A 23754-nucleotide genomic window follows, 5' to 3' on the forward strand; every position below is an offset into this window, starting at 1 on the left:
TTATAAATAAATATTCACTTTTTATTAAATAATACTAAAGCATTTCTATATTAATCTTATTTTTAAGTCTTAATTAAATATATTATGCTCTAAAATTTATTAATAAATACAAAAATAAGACCACAAATTAATTCATGTGGTCTTATTTTTCTTTTAGATTAAAATACATCTGGCATTTCTGTTGGCTGAAGAATTGCATAATGCTTATCCATATCACTTGCACCTTCAATAGAACCCACTACTTTTAATTGCTCCACATTTGGTATGTCTGGTGTAATATTTATAACAATTAAATAATCAGTACCTTCTTCTAATTTAAATTTATCTTTATCTTTTATGGATATATTATTATTGTTTAAACTAAATTCTGCAGTTTCAGATTTTCCAAAGTCAACATTTCCATTTATTATCTTATATTTACTTACAGTTATATCTCTATTTCCTGTTCTTAAGTAATTTGAATTTAAAGAAACATTAATAATAGTTCCTAATGAATTTATTTTTACACTTAATGCAACTTTACTTGGAATTCCATTTACTACATTACTTATACTATTAACATTTCCAATATTACTAGGTTTAACTGCTGAATCTAAAATTCCCATCTTAATTATTTTAGAACTACTTATAGCATTTATATTTATTGTAGGAAAATATTGAGTTATAGTTGCCATATCCTTTCCCGAATACTTATAGGTAATTCTATTATCACTTCCATTAAAGATAAATTCTCCAATTCTACCAATTTGTATTTTAACTGGAATTTCTATAATTTCAGCTTTATACATCATATCACTTTTATCTAAAGTATAAACCAAATCATTACTAAATTTAATTGTAAAATTAGTACCATTTGGTGTCTCATCACCAGACTTTTCTATGATATAATAGCTATTTGAATTCTCATTTAAATTACTATTGCTTTTTGAAACGAACTTAATTCCTGGAGGTAACATTCCATTTATTTTTATATCAGTTAGTCTTATAGTATCTGGTAACTTGTCACTAGAAATATTACTTATATCTTTAGTCGCAATAGACTTAGGTTTTAATGTATATTTTAAATCATATTTTTTCCCTTGGATTAATTTTTCTCCATTTTCTATACTTATATTAGTAATAAATCTATTCTCTACATTAAAATAACCATATTTACCTTCCTTTAACACCTCTTGATTTGAATCATTATTCTTATCTATAGATACTATTCTATAATCGATGTAGTAACTACCTTCTTCTGATGGAAATGGTATTCCATCCTTTCCACCAGTAAATATTCCATCGGCATTTTCACCTGGTTCTTTACTTTTTGAAGGATAGAAAGTAAATGCAGATCCATCCTCCCCCATATAATCAGGTTCTCCATATTTATATCCATAATCTCTATATTCACTATATTTATACCCTACTTTGAAGGCACCTCCCCCTCCCCAGTTAAAATATTCTAATGATATAGGATAATATTCATCTTCACTTAAATATATTGGATTTGCATCACGATTTGAAAAATACTGTACCCCATGAGGATAAAATCCATTCTTTGAAAATTCATATGCTTTTCCATCGGATGTAATAGTTCCCTTAGCACCATCATCAGATAGTATACCCAATATATACCACCCAGTTTTTTTAGGTTTTATGTATCCCCAATATTTGGCTGCCTCTTTATACTCTCCACCAATATACATATTATTATAAAAAGTCATATTAGGTACCCATTTGTATTGTGTTATCCCATCACTATCAATATAACTAGTTAAATGTCCATATTGACTTTTACTACTAGCAACAGTTGTAGGTAAATATTTTATATTACTTGATGGATTTTTAAATACTAAATTAGGGTCAGACCATTGGCTATTACCACTTAATGTAGGCAAATGGTTAACATCGTAAGATCTAAATGTTAAATTATTAGGATTATCATAATCTATATCTGCATTTATACTATTTGTAGTTAATAGTATACTTTTCCATTTAGTATTGTCATCTTGTCCTTTTTTTATAAATCTGTATTTTAAATAATAATCACTATTTTTATTCTTTGCTATTCCTAAAACTTTAAAATTAACTAAACCTCTTCCTATTAAGGTATTATCTTGAGTTAAATCTTCATAATTAAGTCCATTTTTTTCATCATCTAATGTATTATATGGCTTCCCTAAGTTTCCTCTTGAATCACTTACAGATATATTAACACTTAACTTTTTATTAACACTTAATCTTACATTGGGTAAATCTCCAACACTTTCCCAACCTACTTTTATATTCCCCCCTATTACGTACTCCTTAACAGCCTTATTACTTAAATTATTACCAACGTATTTTATAGTTATCTCAAATGAATTAGCTTTAAAATACCCACTCCAATACCAACCCCAACTCCACTTCCAACTTCCTACAGATTGATACTGAATACTAGGCAGATTCATTGAATTTAAATCAATATTTTGAATTATTCCATTTTGATTAAATTTTATATCTTTTACCTGTATTCCATCTGGAATATTTAAGTCTAATGTTGCATAATTGAGTTCTTCTCTACTATTAGGTTGTTTTCTATTACTATATCCAAAATAACTAGGATCTAAATCTTGTGGCTGAACTACATAAGTTACACTAACCTCTTCTCCATTATTAATCATATAATTTGTAGTATCAGTGTTTATTGACATGTATGGTATTTCATATGCTAAAACCTTTAAGCTTACTAAACTTATTATCCCTATTATTAATATAAAAACAAAAATATTTCTTCTATTATCAACTAACTTAATCAACTATTTCACCTCCAACCCATCTTTTATTTTTTATTTCTAAAAGTTAATATATTACTAACCTCATATGGAGTAGCATTCTTAGTATCAAATTCTATTTTTACCTCTATTGAGTTAGCTGTATTGAAATTTTTTCCACTAGGTAAGGCATTAAATTCTATATCTTTTACAAATTGTCCTATCTGAAACTCTTCTTTATTATCTTTTTTATAATATAAAACTTCATTTTCTAACCTAAAAGTAGTTTTTATATTATTATCTAATTCATCATTATCAAATGTTATTGATATATTATCTCCTTTTCCTAGACCAACGGTTGTACTATTTCTAGTTAGATCAATACTATCTTTACTATTATCAATTTTAATACTTGAAATTTTTGAAGCTTCCATAGATGATTCAGTAAAATAATTCATTATAGACTTTGCTTCCCTTTGAAAATCTATTTGATTGCTTGTCTTATCTAAAGTTACATAATTTGAAATAAAGAATGGGCTGACTATCATTAATATGATTGCTATTAATGATAGTGCTACAACTAATTCTATAAGAGAAAGACCTCTTTTTCTTAATTTTAAATTTTTCATTTAATCACCATCTTTCTCTTAATAGTTAGTTTACTTCCCAATTACTTGTTTTAACTAAATCTAAAGTTATATCATTTATATCTTTTTCTGATTTTACTAATAAATATGTAGAATCTGGATTTCCAGTAAATATGCCTTTAAAATATTCATAATTACTTCCTATTAATTGTTTTAAATATTCTTCATCATAAGTTATACTTATATTTTGTTTTTTAGCCGTATCCTTATTTAAAACATCTAAATTCCCAGTAGTTATTATAGTTCCCTTAAAATCTATACTACTATCTATTTTTATATCTTTATCTGTTATAATAATTCCATTACAACTTTTATTTATTGTTATTAATTTATCTTTTATTTTCAATGGACTATTCTCTATATTTTTTAGAACATTAGCTCCATTATTTATATCAATATATATTAAATCATTATCCTTTGTAATTTTATTTGTATATTTCTTTTCTCTAGAAATTGTTGTTTCTGTATTTATGGAATTTACTTTTTTAAAATAATTATCTACATATTTTTCTCTTATTTTTTTAATATCATCTAAAACCAAGTTGTTTCCTTTTATATCATTATTACCATCTACAGTTACCCCAACACTTATTACATTATCAGCATTAGGTAATTTTATTCCACTACTTTTTATATTAAAACTCTTACTAGCTTCCTTAAAGTATCTAGCTTTAGCGTCTAAACTGCTATCTCCATTTATACTCTCAACTAACTGTAGCGGATTATAATATTTAAACTCAACATTTTTATCTTTAACCGCATATGTATAAGCTATGTAATTTCCTTTTACAGCTAAAGACTCCCCTGTTTGGTAACTTTCACCTAAAGTATTTATATATGCACTTCCCATTATTACAGATTTATTCTTAATATCTAAACTTGATCCATTGCCTAAATCTTTTGAATTTATTATTATAGCACTTGAATTTTGTTTTTCTCCGGTTAAAGTTTTATCACCAGAGTTACTGTTTATTCCATAAAAACCATCTTGAAGTTTTATTGTTGAGTTTAATCCATTCATTATTAAATCATTCATAGTATAAACTGGAACTTTAGTTTCAATTTTATTTCCCTTTAAATTTTTACTATTACCAAAAACTTTATTAGAATTGAGATTTTCAAAAGAATATATACCAAGATTATGTGTATACACTCCCCCATTATTTCCACCTAATGAAGATAAAACTTTAAGTTCTCCATTCTCTCCATTAAGAATTATGTCTTGCTTACTAACTAAAGTTCCATTATCTATACTTAAATCACCACCAGAAATAATTATTCCACTTGCATTTTTGTTTTGACTTTCATTTTTATATGACTTATTATCTTCAAAATTATAATTTGCTGAAACATAAACACTTCCATTTATATTTAAATTGCTATTTTGATTAATATTAAGATTTTCACCTACCACTAAACCTTGTTGCCATATATTATATACTGGTATCTTTTCTGTATAATATGCTCCATTATAATCTGGCACTTCTATCTCAAAAGTTAATGATACATCCTTATAGTTTTTAATTTCATTTCCATCTTTAACATTAAATTTTGAATTTAATCTTAGGCTTAGAATCTCCTTATCACTTTTTTTATTTTTCGGTAGTACAAAAATAAAATTCTTATCTAAATCACTTAACTGGTTTATTCCATTATCTAAATCTAATTTATTATTATTTATAAAAACTAACTCTATATCATAATAATTATCTTCTTTTTCATATTTAAATCCTTTTGTATTAAACAAGACATGTCCTTCTTTAATTTTAAATAAACTTTTTAAATTATTATGTATGTATTTTTTATATTCTTTTTTAAAAATCTCATTTTGAGTACTCTCTATATTTTCAGAAGTTAAATTTTCAATACTACTTTTAGTTACAGCATCATTTCCCGCTTCTACAGCCTTTGAAGTCAAATTATTAATTTTGACTTTAGCCTCATCTAACCCTGATTCTGACATATATAAATTTTGAGTTTTTTTAGAATCAACTATTATAGCTTTATAATTTGCTAAAGAAAGTGAAACTATAGCTGTACCTATTGTTGCAATTATTGCCAAGACTACTATTACATATGCAAGAGAAGCTCCTTTTTTCTTCTTCATGTATAACATATTATCACTCTCCTATAAATTCTGTAGCCTTTATACTATATATCTCTTGATTTCCATAATTAACATTTAAATCTATATCATATAAACCAACTTTATTGTCATAAGGTGATTTCTCAACATAGTTTTTATAAATTTTAACTATTCCTTGAGGATTAGTATTTTTAATATTATCATAATACCTTACACCACTCCCCTTGTATTTATAAGCATATACACTTAAATCACCATTTATATCACTATTACAAGCTTTCAACTTTATAGCTTTATTTTTTTCATCTTCATAAAAAAGAACTTTAACTTTAGACTCTTTATCTTTATCTAATAGATCTGATTCATTCAAATCCTTTTTAGTTTTTACATTATCAGTATTTGGTGATACATCTATATCAGTTTCATGTGTTAATCTAATATCGACTTCACCTTCAATATTCTTATCTATACTCAATTCAAGTAAATCATTATTTTCATTGTCAATTCTTTTATATTTTAATCTGTACCATACCCTATTTACTATTTTATAAACATTTATACTAGTATTCCCAATATAAACACAATAATTAAAGTCTAATTTTTCACTCTCTTTATTTTCTTCGCTTTTATTATGATTATAATCATTTAAATTTGGAGTTATAGTACCCTCAATCTCAAAACTCTTATTTGTATTATTAGGTTTAAAAATACCACTAACTTTATAAGAATCAAAGTTGTCTTGACTATTATTTTCTTTATTTAAAGTTATAATCATTCCATTATTCAATACTATTTTATTTTTATCGGGATATGTGGATAAATTATATAATTTATCAATTTTTAATGCTTTTATTTGTTCTATGGTACTTTGAGCAATATCTATAGCTTGCTGCTTTTCACCACTTTTTACTGATGTTTTAACTGCAGTTAAAGTAAAGCTACCTAGGGGTATCATTATTAAAGTAAACAAAACCAAACTAATTATAGCTTCTATTACTGTAAACCCTTTTTTACTTTTTCTTTTTTTGATCCCCATAGCTTCACACACCTTTTCTATTAGTTTTTAATGATTTTAACCTTACCATCTGTAGTTACATTAATTCTTGGACTTTTTTCGTCATCCTTATTTATTATCAAAGTAACTTCTTTATCTGAACTATTTACAATTTTTATGTTAGCTCCAGATTTATCATCTTTGTTTACTCTTTTCTCTGAGAATATTTCAAAGTTTATATCATTTCCATTTGGTTTAAATTCTTCTCCATTACCCTCAAATTTTGTTGGGTAACTTTTTCCTTCAACCTTGTATTTGTAATAGTACTTTCCATTGTCACCTGAAATGTACATCTCAATATTACTTACTGAGTTTTCATCATTATTTAAATATGTTTTTTTATCCTTATCATCTGATTTACCTAAAACTATTGTTGGTAAATCTGAATTTATAGGTCTAACAGTCATTAAGAAATCATTCTTAACCTTTGAATTTTCTAATTCATTTTCTATTGTTCCTGTTCCAACTGCACTTGCTCCTGAAAATGGATTTTCCTTACCATACTTCTCATCAGCTGTTATAAACTCTTCTTTTGAAGCATCTATCTTTGGAATTGCAACAAGTTGTATATTCATATTTGCTGATACATTTCCATCAGTTTGTGCACTTAAATTAAAATTAAGTATATTTATGTGCTTTGGATTCTCTTCAATAGACTTCATAAATTTCATAACATTATCATAAGTACCATTTACACTTAATGAAACTGTCATTTGGCTTAAGTTATATATTTCTTCTGACTTTTTATCCTTGCCACCTTCATTTTTCTTCTTATCAGTTATATTATTATAATCATTAACTATTCCCTGTATTTGATTTGGATTTTCATCATCCTCACTTTTACTAGAGGAATCTCCATCTTGCTTGTCCATAACTGGCATAGTTTTTATTTCAGAAAAACTCATAGTTCCTTTAACATTTGCATCATTCATAAGATTATTTAATTCTAATATTATATTGGGCTGTGATATGTTTGAATAAAATCCTGATGTTAAGTTTTGAATTTCTGAGTTAAAAATATTTATTTCTTCTTTATTAGGTTCTGTAGAATTAACCATTTTTACATCATGATTATATTCTTCTTTTACTTTTAGTTCCTTTGATTTTAAATCTTTCAATTTATTATATTGATAATCCCAAACAACTTTATAATATCCAAAACCAACAACCCCTAGAGCTAGGACAAATAATAAAGTTTTTTCTCTTTTATTAATTTTCATTATTTCCTACCTCCTTTAAAGTACAACTTATGGAGAACGAATAGTCTCCCTGTGCATTTCTTTCTCCAATTCCACTTATATATGTATTTTCTATAAAACCTAAATTATTTAAGTTATATTGAAGATCACTTATAGCACTTCTTGTTTTTGATAATGCTTGTATTGTTAAAGTTTTATTATCTATACTTATTTGAGTAAATACTAAATCCTTAGGAACAGTACTATTTATTATCTTAATTCTTTGAGTAGTTACATAATTATTATCATAAACTTGTTCTGTAGCCACCTTCACATCATTGTAATACTTTTCTAAAGCATCATGCTCCTTTTCAACCTTCGTTGCTACACCTAACTTTTCTTTCATATCTGGGTTATCTATTTCCCCTTCATAATAACTTATGTTTTTATCTAAAACATGCCCGTGTATAATATTTATGGAAAAATTAACTACAAATATAAAGACTAAAGCTCCAATTAATCCAAATCCTATGTATTTTCTTTTTGAATCACTTTTTCTTTCCTCAGTTATATGGGAGAAAAAGTTAAAATCTCTCATTATTTATCACCAACCTAAAGTCTTATTAAGGCTCCAATAGCGTTTATGTATTCTGAAATATTCACTTCTTCAACGCCTTTTTTAAATTCTATATTACTATTTCCCTGAACTATCTTTACTTTCATGTTTAGTTTAGTAGATACATATCTTTCTAGTCCCTTTATGTTTGAACTTCCTCCACAAATATATATCTTGTCTATATTATTTTGAGTATTTTTACTTTTATAATATTTAATTATTCTACTAGCTTCATCAAACCAAGAATCTACAACCTCTCTAACAACATGCTCTAAAGGCCCTTCTTCTCTATTCATCAAATTACAATTTTCTCTCTTTTGCATTTCTGCATTTTCTAATGAAATTTCTAAGACCTTTGATATTTTGCTATTTAAATAATTCCCACAAGATTTTGTAGTTTTTATAAGTATTAACTCATTGTCTTTCATTATTGTTAATGCTATATTTTCTGCTCCCATATCAATACTTAAAATAGACTCCTTTATTTCAGGATTCATTACGCAATAAGCTTTTCTTTTAGAATTATAATTTAAATCTAAAGCATAGGGTTTTCCACCCATTTTATTAACAAGCTCTGCATAGGAATAAACCATCTTATTTGGATAAACAACAATTAAAACCTCTAGCTTTTCATTTCCCTCAATAACCTTTTCTCCTAAAACATTATATTGAATCATATGATCCTCTAAGTTTATAGGAAGATATTGCTGAACTTCGTACTTAATAACTGATTCTATTTCATCCTCATTAACCTTTGGAATAATAATTGTTCTATTTATAATAGAAGTGCTGTTTGTAGTGAAAATTACATTATCATTCTTAACATTATTAGAATCCAAAGCGTCATTAATAGCCATAGCTAAATTATCTATATCATTAATATGACCATCATCTATACTGCCTTTCGGAGTCTTAAAAGAAAAAGCCTTGTCTATACTAACCTTATTTTTATGATATCTCCCAACAACAACCTTGGTATTCTCACTTCCAACATCAATAGAAATAGCTTTTTTACATATAACAGCCTTAGCTTTTTTCTTACTACCTTTTTTATCATTCTTTTTCTCAGAATTTTTCTTCTTAAGAGACTTAAGTATATCAGAAACATCCATATGCAATATACTCTTCTTCTCTTTATTTTCTATTGCCAAAACTTTCCCTCCTTTACCTTTATAGTTGAAAAGTGTAAGGAACTATTTCCTTACACTTTTAATAATTATATAGTTAATTTAATTTATAAGCCGAATCTGCACTAGTAGCTGGATAAACCAAAATTTTATTACTTTCTGAATTTATATTTTCCTTTGTTGTTCCCTTAGGTACTAAATATACTTCTATTTTAGCTGGTTGAGATGGCTGCTCTACTTTACCTTTCTCACCTATAACCGCATCCTTACCATTTGGATCTACTACAATTGCAAAAACATCATTATTTTTTGACTGCGGAACTGGAACTGTTTGTAAATATTTTTCTACGTCATTATCAGCTTCACTATCTATTATATATGATGTATTTGATGTTATTTTTCCTTCTGCAACTAAAGCTGATGCTGCATCATATATTGTTTTAGCACTTGCTATATCTGCCTTAACTTTTGCTTTTCTTTGTATTGATAAGAAGTTTGGTATTGCTATTGCTGCTAATATTGCTATTATCGCTATTACTATAATTAATTCTATCAAAGTAAAGCCTTTTTTCTTTTTAGTTTGTTTTTTTGACTTCATTTCCTATACTCCTTACTTATTCAAATCATATTCACTATCTTTACCAGTTTCAGGATAAACTTTAATTTCGCTTCCTGTTGTTGGTTTTATATAAACTTCAATTTCAGGTTTAGCTTCCGTATTAGTTATTGAAATTGCAAATGTTGAGTTATCTACTGACTTAGGAGTAGGTATTGTTTGTAAATATCCTTGTAAATCCACAATATCTTTATTGCCTGTCTCAGTTATTGAAGTAACATTATTTAGATCTCCAAAATCAGTTGATCCTGGTACTATCTTCCCTTCTGCAATTAAAGCTGATGTTGCATCATATATTGTTTTTGCACTTGCTATATCAGCCTTAACTCTTGCTTTTCTTTGTATTGATAAGAAATTTGGTATTGCTATTGCTGCTAATATTGCTATGATTGCTATTACTATAATAAGCTCTATTAGCGTAAAACCTTTTTTCTTTTTAGTTTGTTTTTTTGTATTCATTGGTTTTCCTCCTTAAAATGATATGTAATCTATATTAAAAGTCTACTAACTTTTAATTCACTTCAAAAGCTCATTATTTGGATAAGCCTCTCCCTTAGATTTATTATCCGAATTTACAATATCTACTTTAACTATTGGCTTGGTTAAATCGTAGCCATTATTTGAATTATTATCTGAAAAATCAAATGTAACACTTACATAAAAATGACAACCTTTAAATGCCTTAGGTTTTAAATTAGTGCTATTTAATATATACTTTCTTAATTCTTTTGCTCTTTCATCACTCGAACTAGATAAGTCAATACCATATCCATAATAAGTAATCAACTTTCCATCCTTATCTTTTATAGTTGTTTTCTCAGGCATATTAAACCCTTCTTTTCCTTCAGCAATCAACGCTATAGTAGCATCATATATTGTTTTTCCTGTTGCAATATCAGCTTGAATTCTAGCTTTTCTTTGAATAGCTAAAAAGTTTGGTATAGCTATGGCTGCTAATATTCCTATAATTGCTACAACTATAATAAGTTCTATTAAAGTAAAGCCTTTTTTCCTTCTCTTACTTCTAATACTCACTTTTTTCATCTCCTAAAATTTAAGCTAACTTATACTGTTATACATTTTAAACATAGGTGTTAATATTGAAATTAGTAGAAATCCTATAATTATTCCCATAAGAACTATCATTGATGGCTCTATTAAGGCTGTTGCTGTTTTTATTTCTCTTTCTAGTTCATCATCATAAAAGTCTGCTGTTTTATCTAATATGCTATCTAATGAACCAGCTTCCTCTCCAATCTTAACCATGGAAGCAAGCATTGGCGGGAAGATTTTTATATTCATTATTGAATCTCCTAACCCTTCCCCTTTTAAGACCTTTTCTTTTACTTTTAATAATTCCTTTTCTGCAATTTTATTTCCAACTACAGAGGCAACTATTTCTATAGAGGTTACTAAAGACATTCCACTTGATGATACTATTCCCATAGTTCTTGTAAATCTAGAAACTATTATTTTTTGAGTTAATTTCTTTATTACTGGAATTTTTAAGTTTATTGAACTTAATTTATATTGACCCTCTTCACTCTTTAAATATTTGACAAGTAATATAATTGCTGTTACTAAAATTAAAAAAATTATAATTCCATACTTACCTAACATTTTGCTTGTCCCAAGAACCATCTTAGTCGCCATTGGAAGGTCTACATTGTTTTCTTCAAACATCTGCACAAATGTTGGCATTACAAAGGTAAGAATAAAAGTAATAGCAATAATAGCTACCACTCCAAGAACTATAGGATAAATCATAGCACTTTTAATCTTTCCTCTAATCTTTGTCTCTTTTTCGTAGTACTCAGCCATTCTTTTTAAGATTATATCTAAGTTACCACTTCTCTCTCCAGCATCAATCATACTAGTAAGTAAGTTAGGAAAAACATCTTTTCTTTTTCTCATGGAACTTGCTAGGGTTTCTCCTCTTTTCAACTCTCCGTTTACTCCAATTAAGGCTTCCCTAAGCTTTGGTTTCTCACATTGTTCTATTAATATATTTAAAGCCTTACCAATAGACAATCCAGAATCTAACATAACATAAAACTGTCTACAAAATACTGCTATATCCTTAAGCTTCACTTTACTATTAAAAGAAAAACTCTTTTTACTTTTACTATTTTCCTTTTCTATACTTAGAGGATAATATTGATTTGATAAAAGCATTTCCCTGATTTGACTTTCAGAATCAGCACTTTGAGAACCTTCTATTCTTTGTCCTTCTGAATTAATAGCTTTATATTTAAAAATTGCCATAATTCATCTCCTTTTCTTTTAGCAAATTACATATCATAAGTTATATTTAACATTTCTTCAACTGTGGTATTTCCCTCTAAGACTAAACTTCTACATGCTTGTCCAAGAGTTCTCATGCCATTTTTAATTGAAATCTCCTTAAGAATATCCGCACTTTTATTTTCTAAAATAGCCTCTCTATGTTCTTTAGTCACTTCCATAATTTCATAAATACCCATTCTACCTACATAACCAGTATTATTACAATAAGCACAACCTTTACCTTTATGAAGTATAAGTTCTTCATTTTTATCTATATTTAATATTTCTTTTTCATATGGTGTAGCATCATATTGTAATTTACACTTTGGACAAATTTTTCTAACAAGTCTTTGAGCTATAACTCCTTTAATAGCATTGGCAATTAAATATCTTTGAACCCCCATATCCTCAAGTCTTAAAATACTAGATGGAGCATTATTAGTATGTAAAGTTGATAAAACTAAATGACCTGTAATAGCTGATCTTATTGCTATTTGAGCCGTTTCAGAATCTCTTATTTCTCCAATCATTATTATATCTGGATCCTGTCTTAATATAGATCTTAATCCCGTTGCAAAAGTTAACCCCACTTTATTATTAACATTAACTTGGTTAATTCCTTCAATTGATACTTCAACAGGATCTTCTATAGTAATAATATTTTTACTATCTGTATTTAGCTCATTTAAAATAGTATAGAGCGTTGTTGTTTTACCACTTCCTGTAGGACCTGTAACAAGAATTATTCCATTAGAATGCTTTGTTATTTTTTCTAATAAATTAAGTTCATAGTCCTTTATTCCAAGCCCTTCCTTAGAAATTATGAAATTTTCTTTATTTATTATTCTTATAACTATCTTTTCTCCTGTTATCATTGGAAGAATAGATACTCTTAAATCAATTTGTTTATCTCCAAATCTAGTAAGAATTCTTCCATCTTGAGGAAGTCTTTTCTCTGATATGTCTAAGTTTGCTAAAATTTTAATACGAGTAACTAAGGGAGCTAGGGTATCTACTGGCAAAGTAGATATTGTATGTAATTTACCATCTATTCTATATCTAATTCTTAATATATTTTCATAGCTTTCAATATGTATATCACTAGCTCTTTCCTCTACTGCATTTTTCATTACATATTCAATCATTTTTATAATTGGAGCATTATCTAAGTTATCAACTTCTTCAATATTATCTAAAATAAGATTATTTCCTTCATCAACTTCCTTAGTTAATTCTTCCGCTGCTGATAAAACCTTTTGGTTTGAATAATATATATCTATAGCTCTTTGAATAGATTGTTTTACTGCTATATAAGGACGCACATTTAAACCTGTAGAAATCTCAACATCATCTATTGCAACTATATCTAAGGGATCTGCCATTGCAACTTTTATGGTATTATCATCTATTTCATATGGAACTATTAAATGCTTTCTACAAACATTTTCTGAAATCATCTTTATAGCTCTTCTATCTATTCTTATAATTTCAAGATTTACTCTTTCAATATTTAATTGTTTTTCTAAAACTTCTATTATATCCTCTTCAGTAACAAAGTTTTGTTCAACTAAAATTTCTCCAAGCCTCTTTCCAACCTGCTTCTGAATAATCAATGCTTCTTTAAGCTTATCCTCTGTAAGCTTTCCTGATTCAATTAGTATATCTCCTAAACGCTTTTTCTGATAACTAATCAAAGAAAATGCCTCCTTTTCAAGTTAAAAATTTAACTATAAAACTTAATCTAAACTAGTATATTAAATTTTTTACACCCCAAAATATATTGGTATTATTATGTTTCCAAAAAATATTAAAATAATAGTAGATATTCCTATAGCTGGTCCAAAGGCTATATAATCACCTTTTTTCTTTTGTTTAAACAAAATAGCTAATACTGCTATTATTCCCCCAATAATAAATGATAAAAATATATTTATTATTGCTAATTTCCACCCTAAAAAAATTCCTGCTATGGCATGTATCTCTATATCTCCACTCCCCATAGCTCCAGTTAATTTACTAATTAAAAATATTACTAAAGCTGATATTACTAATCCCATAAAATAATTTAATAAGTTTTCTCCAAAATAAAACTTTTCTATTAGGGCAAAAATAATCCCAAGTATTACAGCTGGGTAAGTAGTAACCGCATAAACATCTTGGGTATCGTAATCTATAAATGAAATTACTATGAGAAATGTAATTAAGACTATGTACTTAACTGTCAAAAAAGATATACCATAATATTTATATACACAAAAATATAAAAAACCTGTAAGCAATTCTATTAGTGGATATCTTATAGATATTTTACTCTTACAATATCTACACTTTCCACCTAAAAACAAATAACTAAAAACAGGTACTAAATCTATAGGCTTTAATTGTTTTTTGCATGTACCACAATGTGAAGGCGGAAATGCTATAGATTCCCCTGCAGGAATTCTAAAAATACACACATTTAAAAAACTTCCAATTATTAATCCAAATAAAAAAAATATTATAGACACATTTCCTCCAAAATCATTCAAAAATGAATTATTTATTAATATTTCATAATTATTATAAACATCTTGAAATTTTTTGTAAACATTTTTGATTAAGCTTTTTTTACTCATTATACGAATAATTTAATTTTTTCATTTATTTAATGTTTTGTTAAATATTATTTAATAAATAATTAAATATCATCTTTTTAAATCCTAAAAAATAAGGGCATGTAGTAAAATAAGTTTTATTATTATATTTTATACAGCCCCTATGAAATTACTTTAATTAAAATATATTTATACTATAGACACCGTAACCTTTCTTCCATTTTCTATATCTACATTATAAGATTCTCCACTTTGAGGCTTATCTAAATCTTCAAGTAAATCTTGTAACTTACTTTTACCCGTATCATCACTTATTCCTGAAATTTGTACATTTCCATTACTTGAAGTTATTTTTATATTTGTAATACTACTTGAAATAGCATCTTCTGCCAATAACATTTCCACAGATCTTTCAATAGCAGCACAATTTTGCTTATCTACTTTTGCCTTAGCGCTATCCTTAACAGATGAAAAATTTGGAGCTATAACCATTAAAATTATAGCCATAATAGCTAAAACAACAGTTAATTCTATTAATGTGAATCCCCCTTTCTTATTTCTTTTCCCTTCATTTCCTTTTCCACATATTGCACTTGCTTTCAGTAATAACATTTATGGTCCTCCTTTTATATTTTTTAAAGTTAAAAAATATTTAACTTTAGATTTATATTAGGATTATGGACATTTTTACCATTTATATGCACAAAAAAAGAGATTCTTTTAAAGAATCTCTTTTAATATATCATTTGTATATTTAATCTCTTATGTTATTTCAAGTCTTAAGTTATTTTAAATCTTTAGTTTTTTTAAATCTTTTGTTTATTCTAACTTATTTAAGTACTCTATAAATTCTTTCGTATCTCTCTAATGTCTTTTGTTTTAATAGCAAAAACTATTTTTAAACTTAACTCATATGTAACTTTAATATCTTTCGTTCTATGAATTCATTTGTTAGTCATTATTTTATCTTTAGTATTTATAATTCTTTTGTTTTTCAAAAATCATTTGTAACTTATGTATTTATAATAACACAATTTTTCCCAGTTGTCTACAAAATAATACAATATTTCTTATTTTTTTTAATATATATTTTTTATACCAATTAAAAACTTAAAATTAATACTTTTAATTACAATTAATTTCTAAATAACCTGTTTTCATAAATTTTTCAATCACTTTTTCGACATTTAAACCATTTTAATCATATTATGTAATTATTTTCAATAAGAATTAAATAAAAAAAGGATGACAGTTAAGTCATCCTTTTTATTCTTTTATTAATACATTCCGTCCATTCCCATACCTGCACCTTGAGGCATTTCTTTTTCTGGAATATCTGCTACAGCAGCCTCTGTTGTTAAGAATGTTGATGCTACTGATGCTGCATTTTGAAGAGCTGATCTTGTAACCTTAGTTGGATCAACTATTCCTGCTTTAATCATATCTTTATATTCTCCTCTTAAAGCATCAAATCCTACACCTGCATCACTATTTTTAACTTTTTCTATTATAACTGAACCTTCTAATCCTGCGTTATGAGCTATTTGTCTCATAGGTTCTTCTAAAGATCTTACAATTATATTTATACCAACTTGTTCATCTTGAATATCAGAAGTTAATTTTGCCACTTCATTTATTACATTTACGTAAGCTGTTCCACCACCTGGAACTATTCCTTCTTCAACAGCTGCCTTTGTAGCTGCTAAAGCATCCTCTATTCTTAACTTACTTTCCTTAAGCTCTGTTTCAGTGGCAGCTCCAACCTTAACCACTGCAACCCCACCTGCTAATTTAGCTAATCTTTCTTGTAATTTTTCTTTGTCAAATTCAGAAGTAGTAGCTTCTAATTGTAATTTTATTTGGTTAATTCTATTTTTAATCTCTTCTGAGTTTCCTCTTCCATTAACTATTGTAGTACTTTCTTTAGTTACCTTAACACTTTCAGCTTCTCCAAGCATATCTAATGTAGCTTCTTTTAAGTCTCCGCCTACTTCATCAGATATAACAACGCCTCCTGTTAAAGTAGCTATATCTTGTAACATTTCTTTTCTTCTATCACCAAATCCAGGTGCTTTAACTCCAACACAAGTAAATGTTCCTCTTAATTTATTAACAACTAATGTTGTCATAGCTTCGCCTTCTATATCATCAGCTATTATTAAAAGTTTTTTACCTGCTTGAACTATTTGCTCAAGTAATGGTAATAAATCTTGTATATTGCTTATTTTCTTATCTGTTATTAATACTAATGGATTATCTAAAACAGCTTCCATTTTTTCAGTATCAGTAACCATATAAGCTGATACATATCCCCTATCAAATTGCATACCTTCAACAACATCTAACTCAGTTCCCATTGATTTAGATTCTTCTACAGTTATAACTCCTTCATTTCCTACCTTTTCCATAGCATCTGCAATTAACTTACCAATTTTTTCATCAGCTGCTGAAATTGCAGCAACTCTAGCTATGTCTTCTTTTCCATTTACAGGCTTAGAAATTTTTTGTATTTCCTCTACAGCTTTTTCAACTGCAGTTTTAATTCCATTTCTTATTAATATAGGATTTGCCCCTGCTGTTACATTTTTTAATCCTTCTCTTATAATTGCTTGAGCTAATAAGGTAGCTGTAGTAGTTCCATCTCCTGCCACATCATTAGTCTTTGTAGCTACTTCTTTTACAAGTTGAGCTCCCATATTTTCATAAGCATCTTCAAGTTCAATTTCTCTTGCTATTGTAACCCCATCATTTGTTATTAATGGTGATCCAAATTTTTTATCTAAAATAACATTTCTTCCTTTTGGTCCTAATGTAACCTTAACAGTGTTAGCTAATTTATCTACACCCGCTTGCATAGATCTTCTTGCTTCTTCACCGAATAATAATGTTTTAGCCATATTAATTTACCTCCCAAATATATTATGAATATCTAAATCACTTATATTTTAAAACTATTCAACTATTGCTAGTATATCGTCTTGTCTTAAAATAGTATATTCTTCCCCCTCGAACTTAACTTCTGTTCCTGCATATTTAGAATATAATACTTTATCTCCTATTTTAACTTCCATCTCTGTTCTTTTTCCATCAACTATCGCTCCTGGTCCAACTGCAACAACCTCTGCTTCTTGTGGTCTTTCCTTAGCAGTTCCAGTAACTATTATACCGCTTTTAGTAGTTTCTTCTGCTTCTAATCTTTTAATAACAACCCTGTCTCCAAGTGGTTTAATACTCATTAAAAAACCCTCCTTAAAAATGCTAATTAATTTTTGTTTAGCACTCATTAATATAGAGTGCTAATTCTTACTATTATCATATAATTTACCAGTTGTAAATTCAATAACTAAATTTATTTATTTAGAATATATTATTATTATTTTCCATGTTTAAGGTAATTTATCTTAAGTTTTCTGCTATTCTTTTGAAATTTCTTCAATTTACTTTTTTCATATATATACATCTATTTATTACTTATTTCCATATTATTATCTCTTAATACATTACATACTATAAATTAATACTAAAATTTTTCTTAAAATATGTATTTTTGTTTAATATTTAATAAAAAAGTCTAGAATAAATAAAAATAATTATTTTAAGGAGACATAATGATTAAGATTTTAAAAGATATATTATTTTCATTTTACCTTCTAATAAGTTCAGTAGTATTTTCTGTTATTTTAACATTAAATATTTCTCCTGTGCTCTATTCCCTATTTATTAAACTTAATATAATCCCTAAGTATAACAACCTTATCAGTGAAGAAATTTTAAATGACTATAATAATATAATTCATTATTTAAATTCTCCCCAAGAAGAAGTTCTTAAATTTAAAAACTTTAAAATAAGTGCTATAGGAGAATTTCACTTTCTAGAAGTTAAAGAAATTTTTTCTTCAATATATTTAATAGGATTAGCTTGCTTAATTTTAGGAATAATTTTATTTATAATATCAAAAAAATTCAAACTAAAAATATCATTTAAAGCTTTTAATATTTTCTTCTATGAAGTTTTATTTATGTTTCTTAGTTTAATCTTAAGTTTTTACTTAAACTTTTCAAAAGTCTTTACCCTATTCCATAAAATATTTTTCAATAATGATTACTGGATATTTGATCCTAAAAAAGATCCAATAATAAATGTTTTGCCTGAATCTTATTTTTTATTTTTAGCAATTTTCATTTTATCTCTAGTAATGATACTTTCAATAATATCTAAAATATTTTATACTCTAAAAAAACATAAACATTTAAAATAAAAATAATATTTAAAATAAAATAGATTAATTTAAAAATTTAGCATAAATCTTCTTAAATTTTCAAACTATTAAAGTAACGGCTTTTTTAATTTTAAATACATATATTATAATATTTATAAGTATTTTAATTATTTAAGGTGTGATGAATATGAATAAAGAAACTCATATATGTGCTCTTTGTGAAAGAAAAGTTCCTAAAATCACAGAACATCATCTCATTCCTCGTGAAAAAGGTGGAAGATTTGATGAAACAACCTGGCTTTGTGTTCCTTGTCATAAACAAGTACATGCTTTATATAGTAACTATGAATTGGCTGTTAGGCTTAATTCTCTTCCAAGACTTAAAGATGATGAAAAAATTAAGCGTTACTTAAAATTCATAAAAAAGCAACCTGGTGATGCTAATGTTACTATAAAAAAATCAAAAGCTATTCGTAAAAAAGGCCGTTATTAACAAAATGTACTATATCAAAATAAAACTTACAAACAATATAAAGAGAATATCTAAATAAGCTTTAGAACTTTAATCCTTAGCTTAATCTAGTAATCCTCTAAATATGTTTGTAAGTTTTTTTATTAGATCTTTATTCCATTTTCTCTAGCATAATAGAATAGATATTGTTGAGCAAATCCAGAATACTCTCCAAATCTCTCTCTTGCAAAAATTCTTATTTTATTTAATGAAGCATCATCAGCTCCATAAAAATGCATCATTGCTCTCTTAACCCAAACATCTACTGGGAATGCAGAACTTTTTTTCATAGAAAATAGCATTATACAGTCTGCTACCTTTGCTCCTACTCCCATAAATTCTTGAAGTCCTTTATGACATCCATCAGCATCCATATTAGTTATCTTTTCTAAATCATATTTTTCTAATATTTCAACTATATCTTCTTCTGGTGCATCTAGTATTCCCTTTTTAGCTAACTCACAGTTATATATATTTTTAGTTGTATCCCATATATACTTACTTCTAAATGAAGCTCCTGTCTCTCTTATATCATCTATTGAAGCCTTAGATAGACTTTCTGGAGTTGGGAATGAATAATAAGTATTTCCCTTATACTCTATTGGTTCTCCCCATCTTTCACTGATTTTCTTTATTGTCTTTGAAATTACAGGAATACTATTTCTTGCTGATATTATAAATGAAATAACAAGTTCAAAGGGATCTTGATTTAATATTCTTATTCCATATCCAAATTCAACAGCACTCTTTAATGTTTCATCCCAAGATAAAGCTTCTTTTACTTTTGAATAATCTCTTTCTAAATCGAAATAATCAACCCAAATATTTTCAAAATCCTCTTTGTTAGTATTGTATATTATTACATCATGGCCTTCTTGAGCTAACTCTATAACCTTTCCAAAGGCAACTCCTATGTATGAACCACTTTCTGTTCTTTCCCATCTAAAACATTGACCACATTCAAAAACTTGTTTTATATTAAAATTTTTTGCATCTTTTAATATTACTTTGTTCTCTCCATATTCTACACTTTTAAAATCCATTCTTTTCACCTATCTTTCTCTTCTTACGATTTCATCTAAAACCTCAGCTGCAGTCTCTATCATAACTATGCATCTTCTGTCATCATCTTTTTTGTACTTAGCTTTTAAGTCAGTACAATTATAGTATCCCAATTTATCATAAAACTTTTCCATAAATTCCTGTGTTAATGCTCTAGTTTGTGGACTCTGATGACCTCTATCCTCTGTAAACATAAGGCCTAAAACACCTGCTGCCCCAGTTGCTGCTCCACATACATTTCCTATTGCTAATCCTCCACCAAAAGAAGACATTACTTTTAAAGTTTCCTTTGATAAATTTAAATTATATTCTTCATTTGCAGCGTACATTATGCACTCTGCACAATTTAAATCATGTTTCTTATCCCACTTTTCTCTTGCTTTTTCAACTAACATATTATCCTCCTAAATAAAGTTTTATTACTATAAACTTCTATCTTTTAGCTATTATAAATAAAAACTTTATTTTTAAAAATACATATAAATAAGATTAAACTTAAAACATTAATATTTTAAATAATAACCTTATACTAATAATATTATACTAATAAAAGTTATTAATAAATAGTCTTTTCATATAATATAAAAAGAAAAACATGGATAGGTGTTCTTTCGAATCACCCTCCATGTTATTAAGCTAAGCCTTTATTGTTTTTTTCTTATCAACTTTAAAAGTATCCCAAAGTATGCTTATTGCAATTAGGACCATAAGTCCTGATATTACTATTGGCTTTGATAAAAATACTGTAACATATCCTAAGAAAGGCATATGAAATAAAACTTTTCCTATTAAGTCTTCTCCTCTAACTATTTCAGTATCATTAGCATTATTATTATCACCCTTTGTTATAAATCCCTCTTCATTTTTTTCAACAACTCTATGGGTAACTACTTTCCCCTCATATTTAAATGTTATTATATCTCCAACTTTAACATCATCAGCATCAATACTCTTAACAATAGCTAAATCTCCAGTATTAATCTCTGGTTCCATACTTCCACTTAATATTGAATATGTTCTAAATCCAACAGCTTTAAATATTGAATCTGACTTACTCATAAAATTATTTACTAATATTATAACTAACATAGAAATAACTATGTAATATATAGTATTAACAATCTTTTTACTATTCATAAATTCACCCTTGCTAAATATAAAATATAATTCTCCTATTATATGTATATTCAAAGATTATGTAAAGTATTCCTATATAAAAATAAAAACTGTACTAAAAGCAAATAAAATTACTCTTAATACAGTTTTAATTAAACTAAATTATAAATTATGAAGATTACTATAAACACCACCAAGCTTAATAAGCTCTTCATGTGTTCCCCTCTCTTCTATGCCTTTATCCGTTAATACAACTATCTCATCAGAATTTTTAACAGTTGAAAGTCTATGAGCAACTACAAGGGTTGTTCTATCTTTACTTAATTCTTCTAAAGCTTTTTGTATTTCATATTCTGTAACATTATCTAAGGCTGATGTAGCTTCATCTAATATTAATATTGCTGGGTTCTTTAAGAATACTCTAGCTATTGAAATTCTTTGCTTTTGTCCTCCAGAAAGCTTAACCCCTCTTTCACCTATAAATGTATCATATCCATCTTCTAAGCCCATAATAAAATCATGTAGACATGCATTCTTAGCTGCCTCTATAACTTCCTCATCTGTAGCATTAGGATTTCCATACATTATATTTTCTTTTATAGTTCCTGTAAATAAAAATACATCTTGTTGAACTATACCAATATTTTCTCTTAAAGATTTTAAAGTAACAGTACTTATATCCACATCATCAATAAAGATTTGACCACTTTCATAGTCATAGAATCTAGGTATAAGATTACATATTGTTGTCTTTCCTCCACCTGATGGACCAACTAAAGCAACCATTTTGCCTGCTTCAATATCTAAATTGAAATTTTCTAAAATACTCTCTTTATTATCATATCTAAAAGTAACATCTTTTATTGTAATCTTTCCTTTTACATCCTTAAGATCCTTTGCATTAGGAATTTCTTTTTCATTTTCCTCATTCATTATCTCTTCATATCTTTCAAAACCAGACATTCCATTTTGGAACATTTCATTGAAATTTATAAGTTTTCTAATAGGCTGTAAGAACATCTTTATATATAGTAAGTATGCTGCAAAATCCCCTACATTTATTTTTCCTAAGTAAGTAAAATATCCAGCTGCTATTAAAACTATAAGTTCAAGCATATCTACAAGGAAAAACATCCCTGAAAAATATTCAGCCATTGCCTTATAAGCATGTTCTCTAGCTTTCTTAAATATACCATTACTCTTATCAAACTTTTCCATTTCATAAGCCTTATTACCGAAAGATTTAGTTACTCTAACTCCTGAAATACTATTTTCTATAGTAGCATTTACTTCACCAGTTTTAACTCTTGTCTCTTTAAATGCTTTTTTCATTTTATTTCTCTTATGAATAGTATAAAAAAGTAAAAAAGGTATTATAGCAAAAGTAATAATTGTTAAAGGTACATTTATTGTACATAAAATTATAAAGGATCCTACTAACATAACTAATGATATAAATAAATCCTCTGGACCATGGTGAGCTAATTCTGATATATCTAGAAGGTCATTTATAATTCTAGACATAATAACTCCAGTTTTATTATTGTCAAAATACTTATTAGGCATATCCTGTAGTTTATCAAATAAGTCTCTTCTCATATCAGCTTGCATTCTAACTCCAACTACATGTCCCCAATATTGCATAAAATAGTTCAATCCTGCCTTAATTAAGAATATTAGAGTAAGTACAATTGCGAAAACAAACAATAATTTTATCTGTTTATTTGGAATAACATCATTAATTATATTTCTTGTAATCATAGGATAAAATAAGTCACAAGCTGAAACTAAAAATGCCGCTAATAAATCTAAAATAAATAATTTTTTATATGGTTTATAATAACGTATAAATCTTTTTAACATACTACCTCCTTTTAATGATAAAAATTATTAATTAACACCAATT

The 23754-nt window shown here is 26.9% G+C and carries 21 protein-coding genes and 1 pseudogene; 2 read left to right on the forward strand and 20 right to left on the reverse strand.

Features of this window, described 5'->3' with window-relative positions:
* Positions 1 to 158 precede the first annotated feature (158 nt).
* The 16 genes and pseudogenes from CPF_RS12495 to groES all read right to left on the reverse strand — a co-directional run bounded on the left by CPF_RS12495 (position 159) and on the right by groES (position 18175).
* Positions 159 to 2780 carry a hypothetical protein gene (locus CPF_RS12495; RefSeq protein ID WP_011591095.1) on the reverse strand — a complete coding sequence of 874 codons (2622 nt, stop codon included), beginning with the start codon at positions 2778 to 2780 and terminating at the stop codon, positions 159 to 161.
* Positions 2781 to 2803: 23 nt separating this feature from the next.
* On the reverse strand, positions 2804 to 3364 hold the full coding sequence (locus tag CPF_RS12500) for a PilW family protein (RefSeq protein WP_011591096.1): 561 nt from the start codon (positions 3362 to 3364) through the stop codon (positions 2804 to 2806).
* A 25-nt stretch (positions 3365 to 3389) separates the two neighbouring features.
* Positions 3390 to 5498, reverse strand: coding sequence for a type II secretion system protein (locus CPF_RS12505; RefSeq protein ID WP_011591097.1), 2109 nt, complete (start codon positions 5496 to 5498; stop codon positions 3390 to 3392).
* 4 nt (positions 5499 to 5502) lie between these two features.
* Entirely contained in the window at positions 5503 to 6504 is a 1002-nt protein-coding gene (locus tag CPF_RS12510; protein WP_011591098.1) for a type IV pilus modification PilV family protein, read from the reverse strand.
* A gap of 20 nt (positions 6505 to 6524) precedes the next feature.
* The gene (locus tag CPF_RS12515) at positions 6525 to 7742 is read right to left on the reverse strand and encodes a hypothetical protein (protein ID WP_011591099.1); all 1218 of its coding nucleotides are present in this window, start codon (positions 7740 to 7742) and stop codon (positions 6525 to 6527) included.
* Complete coding sequence (locus CPF_RS12520; RefSeq protein ID WP_003460111.1) at positions 7732 to 8298, reverse strand: PilN domain-containing protein; 567 nt, start codon at positions 8296 to 8298, stop codon at positions 7732 to 7734. Before CPF_RS12520 ends, CPF_RS12515 begins: the two co-directional genes overlap by 11 nt.
* 14 nt (positions 8299 to 8312) lie before the next feature.
* On the reverse strand, positions 8313 to 9467 hold the full coding sequence (gene pilM / locus CPF_RS12525; RefSeq protein WP_041702727.1) for a pilus assembly protein PilM: 1155 nt from the start codon (positions 9465 to 9467) through the stop codon (positions 8313 to 8315).
* 73 nt (positions 9468 to 9540) lie between these two features.
* Entirely contained in the window at positions 9541 to 10041 is a 501-nt protein-coding gene (locus CPF_RS12530; protein ID WP_003460093.1) for a prepilin-type N-terminal cleavage/methylation domain-containing protein, read from the reverse strand.
* Between the two features lie 12 nt (positions 10042 to 10053).
* Positions 10054 to 10518 (reverse strand): prepilin-type N-terminal cleavage/methylation domain-containing protein, encoded by a 465-nt coding sequence (locus CPF_RS12535; protein ID WP_003460106.1) that lies wholly within the window; start codon positions 10516 to 10518, stop codon positions 10054 to 10056.
* Positions 10519 to 10995: 477 nt separating this feature from the next.
* Positions 10996 to 11103 (reverse strand): annotated as a pseudogene (locus CPF_RS15265) (prepilin-type N-terminal cleavage/methylation domain-containing protein); the annotation flags it as partial.
* Positions 11104 to 11118: 15 nt separating this feature from the next.
* Entirely contained in the window at positions 11119 to 12324 is a 1206-nt protein-coding gene (locus tag CPF_RS12545; protein ID WP_003460117.1) for a type II secretion system F family protein, read from the reverse strand.
* Between the two features lie 26 nt (positions 12325 to 12350).
* Positions 12351 to 14039 (reverse strand): GspE/PulE family protein, encoded by a 1689-nt coding sequence (locus CPF_RS12550; RefSeq protein ID WP_003462253.1) that lies wholly within the window; start codon positions 14037 to 14039, stop codon positions 12351 to 12353.
* A gap of 69 nt (positions 14040 to 14108) precedes the next feature.
* Positions 14109 to 14852: a prepilin peptidase gene (locus CPF_RS12555; protein WP_003454467.1), complete on the reverse strand. Its 744-nt coding sequence runs from the start codon at positions 14850 to 14852 to the stop codon at positions 14109 to 14111.
* A gap of 276 nt (positions 14853 to 15128) precedes the next feature.
* Positions 15129 to 15551, reverse strand: a complete 423-nt coding sequence (locus CPF_RS12560; protein WP_003460119.1) for a type II secretion system protein — start codon at positions 15549 to 15551, stop codon at positions 15129 to 15131.
* A gap of 665 nt (positions 15552 to 16216) precedes the next feature.
* Positions 16217 to 17836, reverse strand: coding sequence for a chaperonin GroEL (groL, locus tag CPF_RS12565; RefSeq protein ID WP_003454479.1), 1620 nt, complete (start codon positions 17834 to 17836; stop codon positions 16217 to 16219).
* A gap of 54 nt (positions 17837 to 17890) precedes the next feature.
* On the reverse strand, positions 17891 to 18175 hold the full coding sequence (groES, locus tag CPF_RS12570; protein ID WP_003454296.1) for a co-chaperone GroES: 285 nt from the start codon (positions 18173 to 18175) through the stop codon (positions 17891 to 17893).
* Positions 18176 to 18547: 372 nt separating this feature from the next.
* Here groES and CPF_RS12575 point away from each other — a divergent pair, with 372 nt between their 5' ends.
* Together CPF_RS12575 and CPF_RS12580 are read left to right on the forward strand one after the other, a co-directional pair.
* A complete protein-coding gene (locus CPF_RS12575) occupies positions 18548 to 19198 on the forward strand; it encodes a TIGR01906 family membrane protein (RefSeq protein ID WP_011591102.1) in 651 nt (216 codons plus the stop codon).
* A 148-nt stretch (positions 19199 to 19346) separates the two neighbouring features.
* Complete coding sequence (locus CPF_RS12580) at positions 19347 to 19652, forward strand: HNH endonuclease (RefSeq protein WP_003454503.1); 306 nt, start codon at positions 19347 to 19349, stop codon at positions 19650 to 19652.
* A 122-nt stretch (positions 19653 to 19774) separates the two neighbouring features.
* Here the strand turns inward: CPF_RS12580 and CPF_RS12585 are convergent, their stop codons facing one another.
* The 4 genes from CPF_RS12585 to CPF_RS12600 form a co-directional block, all read right to left on the reverse strand.
* Positions 19775 to 20713 carry a DNA-3-methyladenine glycosylase family protein gene (locus tag CPF_RS12585; RefSeq protein WP_003454265.1) on the reverse strand — a complete coding sequence of 313 codons (939 nt, stop codon included), beginning with the start codon at positions 20711 to 20713 and terminating at the stop codon, positions 19775 to 19777.
* A gap of 9 nt (positions 20714 to 20722) precedes the next feature.
* Positions 20723 to 21127 (reverse strand): C-GCAxxG-C-C family protein, encoded by a 405-nt coding sequence (locus tag CPF_RS12590; RefSeq protein WP_003460091.1) that lies wholly within the window; start codon positions 21125 to 21127, stop codon positions 20723 to 20725.
* A 241-nt stretch (positions 21128 to 21368) separates the two neighbouring features.
* Positions 21369 to 21869: a signal peptidase I gene (locus CPF_RS12595; protein WP_003460107.1), complete on the reverse strand. Its 501-nt coding sequence runs from the start codon at positions 21867 to 21869 to the stop codon at positions 21369 to 21371.
* A 141-nt stretch (positions 21870 to 22010) separates the two neighbouring features.
* Positions 22011 to 23711, reverse strand: coding sequence for an ABC transporter ATP-binding protein (locus CPF_RS12600; RefSeq protein ID WP_003460100.1), 1701 nt, complete (start codon positions 23709 to 23711; stop codon positions 22011 to 22013).
* Between the last annotated feature and the right edge of the window lie 43 nt (positions 23712 to 23754).

Source organism: Clostridium perfringens ATCC 13124, assembly GCF_000013285.1.
In the GTDB taxonomy this organism is placed as follows: Bacteria; Bacillota; Clostridia; order Clostridiales; family Clostridiaceae; genus Sarcina; species Sarcina perfringens.

What these genes read in the sequence shown, in the direction of transcription:
- CPF_RS12500 (WP_011591096.1), bottom strand. Translation starts at nt 3,364, where the DNA reads ATGAAAAATTTAAAATTAAGAAAAAGAGGTCTTTCTCTTATAGAATTA.
- CPF_RS12505 (WP_011591097.1), bottom strand. Translation starts at nt 5,498, where the DNA reads ATGTTATACATGAAGAAGAAAAAAGGAGCTTCTCTTGCATATGTAATA.
- CPF_RS12510 (WP_011591098.1), bottom strand. Translation starts at nt 6,504, where the DNA reads ATGGGGATCAAAAAAAGAAAAAGTAAAAAAGGGTTTACAGTAATAGAA.
- CPF_RS12515 (WP_011591099.1), bottom strand. Translation starts at nt 7,742, where the DNA reads ATGAAAATTAATAAAAGAGAAAAAACTTTATTATTTGTCCTAGCTCTA.
- CPF_RS12520 (WP_003460111.1), bottom strand. Translation starts at nt 8,298, where the DNA reads ATGAGAGATTTTAACTTTTTCTCCCATATAACTGAGGAAAGAAAAAGT.
- CPF_RS12530 (WP_003460093.1), bottom strand. Translation starts at nt 10,041, where the DNA reads ATGAAGTCAAAAAAACAAACTAAAAAGAAAAAAGGCTTTACTTTGATA.
- CPF_RS12535 (WP_003460106.1), bottom strand. Translation starts at nt 10,518, where the DNA reads ATGAATACAAAAAAACAAACTAAAAAGAAAAAAGGTTTTACGCTAATA.
- CPF_RS12545 (WP_003460117.1), bottom strand. Translation starts at nt 12,324, where the DNA reads ATGGCAATTTTTAAATATAAAGCTATTAATTCAGAAGGACAAAGAATA.
- CPF_RS12560 (WP_003460119.1), bottom strand. Translation starts at nt 15,551, where the DNA reads ATGTTATTACTGAAAGCAAGTGCAATATGTGGAAAAGGAAATGAAGGG.
- groL (WP_003454479.1), bottom strand. Translation starts at nt 17,836, where the DNA reads ATGGCTAAAACATTATTATTCGGTGAAGAAGCAAGAAGATCTATGCAA.
- groES (WP_003454296.1), bottom strand. Translation starts at nt 18,175, where the DNA reads ATGAGTATTAAACCACTTGGAGACAGGGTTGTTATTAAAAGATTAGAA.
- CPF_RS12575 (WP_011591102.1), top strand. Translation starts at nt 18,548, where the DNA reads ATGATTAAGATTTTAAAAGATATATTATTTTCATTTTACCTTCTAATA.
- CPF_RS12580 (WP_003454503.1), top strand. Translation starts at nt 19,347, where the DNA reads ATGAATAAAGAAACTCATATATGTGCTCTTTGTGAAAGAAAAGTTCCT.
- CPF_RS12585 (WP_003454265.1), bottom strand. Translation starts at nt 20,713, where the DNA reads ATGGATTTTAAAAGTGTAGAATATGGAGAGAACAAAGTAATATTAAAA.
- CPF_RS12590 (WP_003460091.1), bottom strand. Translation starts at nt 21,127, where the DNA reads ATGTTAGTTGAAAAAGCAAGAGAAAAGTGGGATAAGAAACATGATTTA.
- CPF_RS12595 (WP_003460107.1), bottom strand. Translation starts at nt 21,869, where the DNA reads ATGAATAGTAAAAAGATTGTTAATACTATATATTACATAGTTATTTCT.
- CPF_RS12600 (WP_003460100.1), bottom strand. Translation starts at nt 23,711, where the DNA reads ATGTTAAAAAGATTTATACGTTATTATAAACCATATAAAAAATTATTT.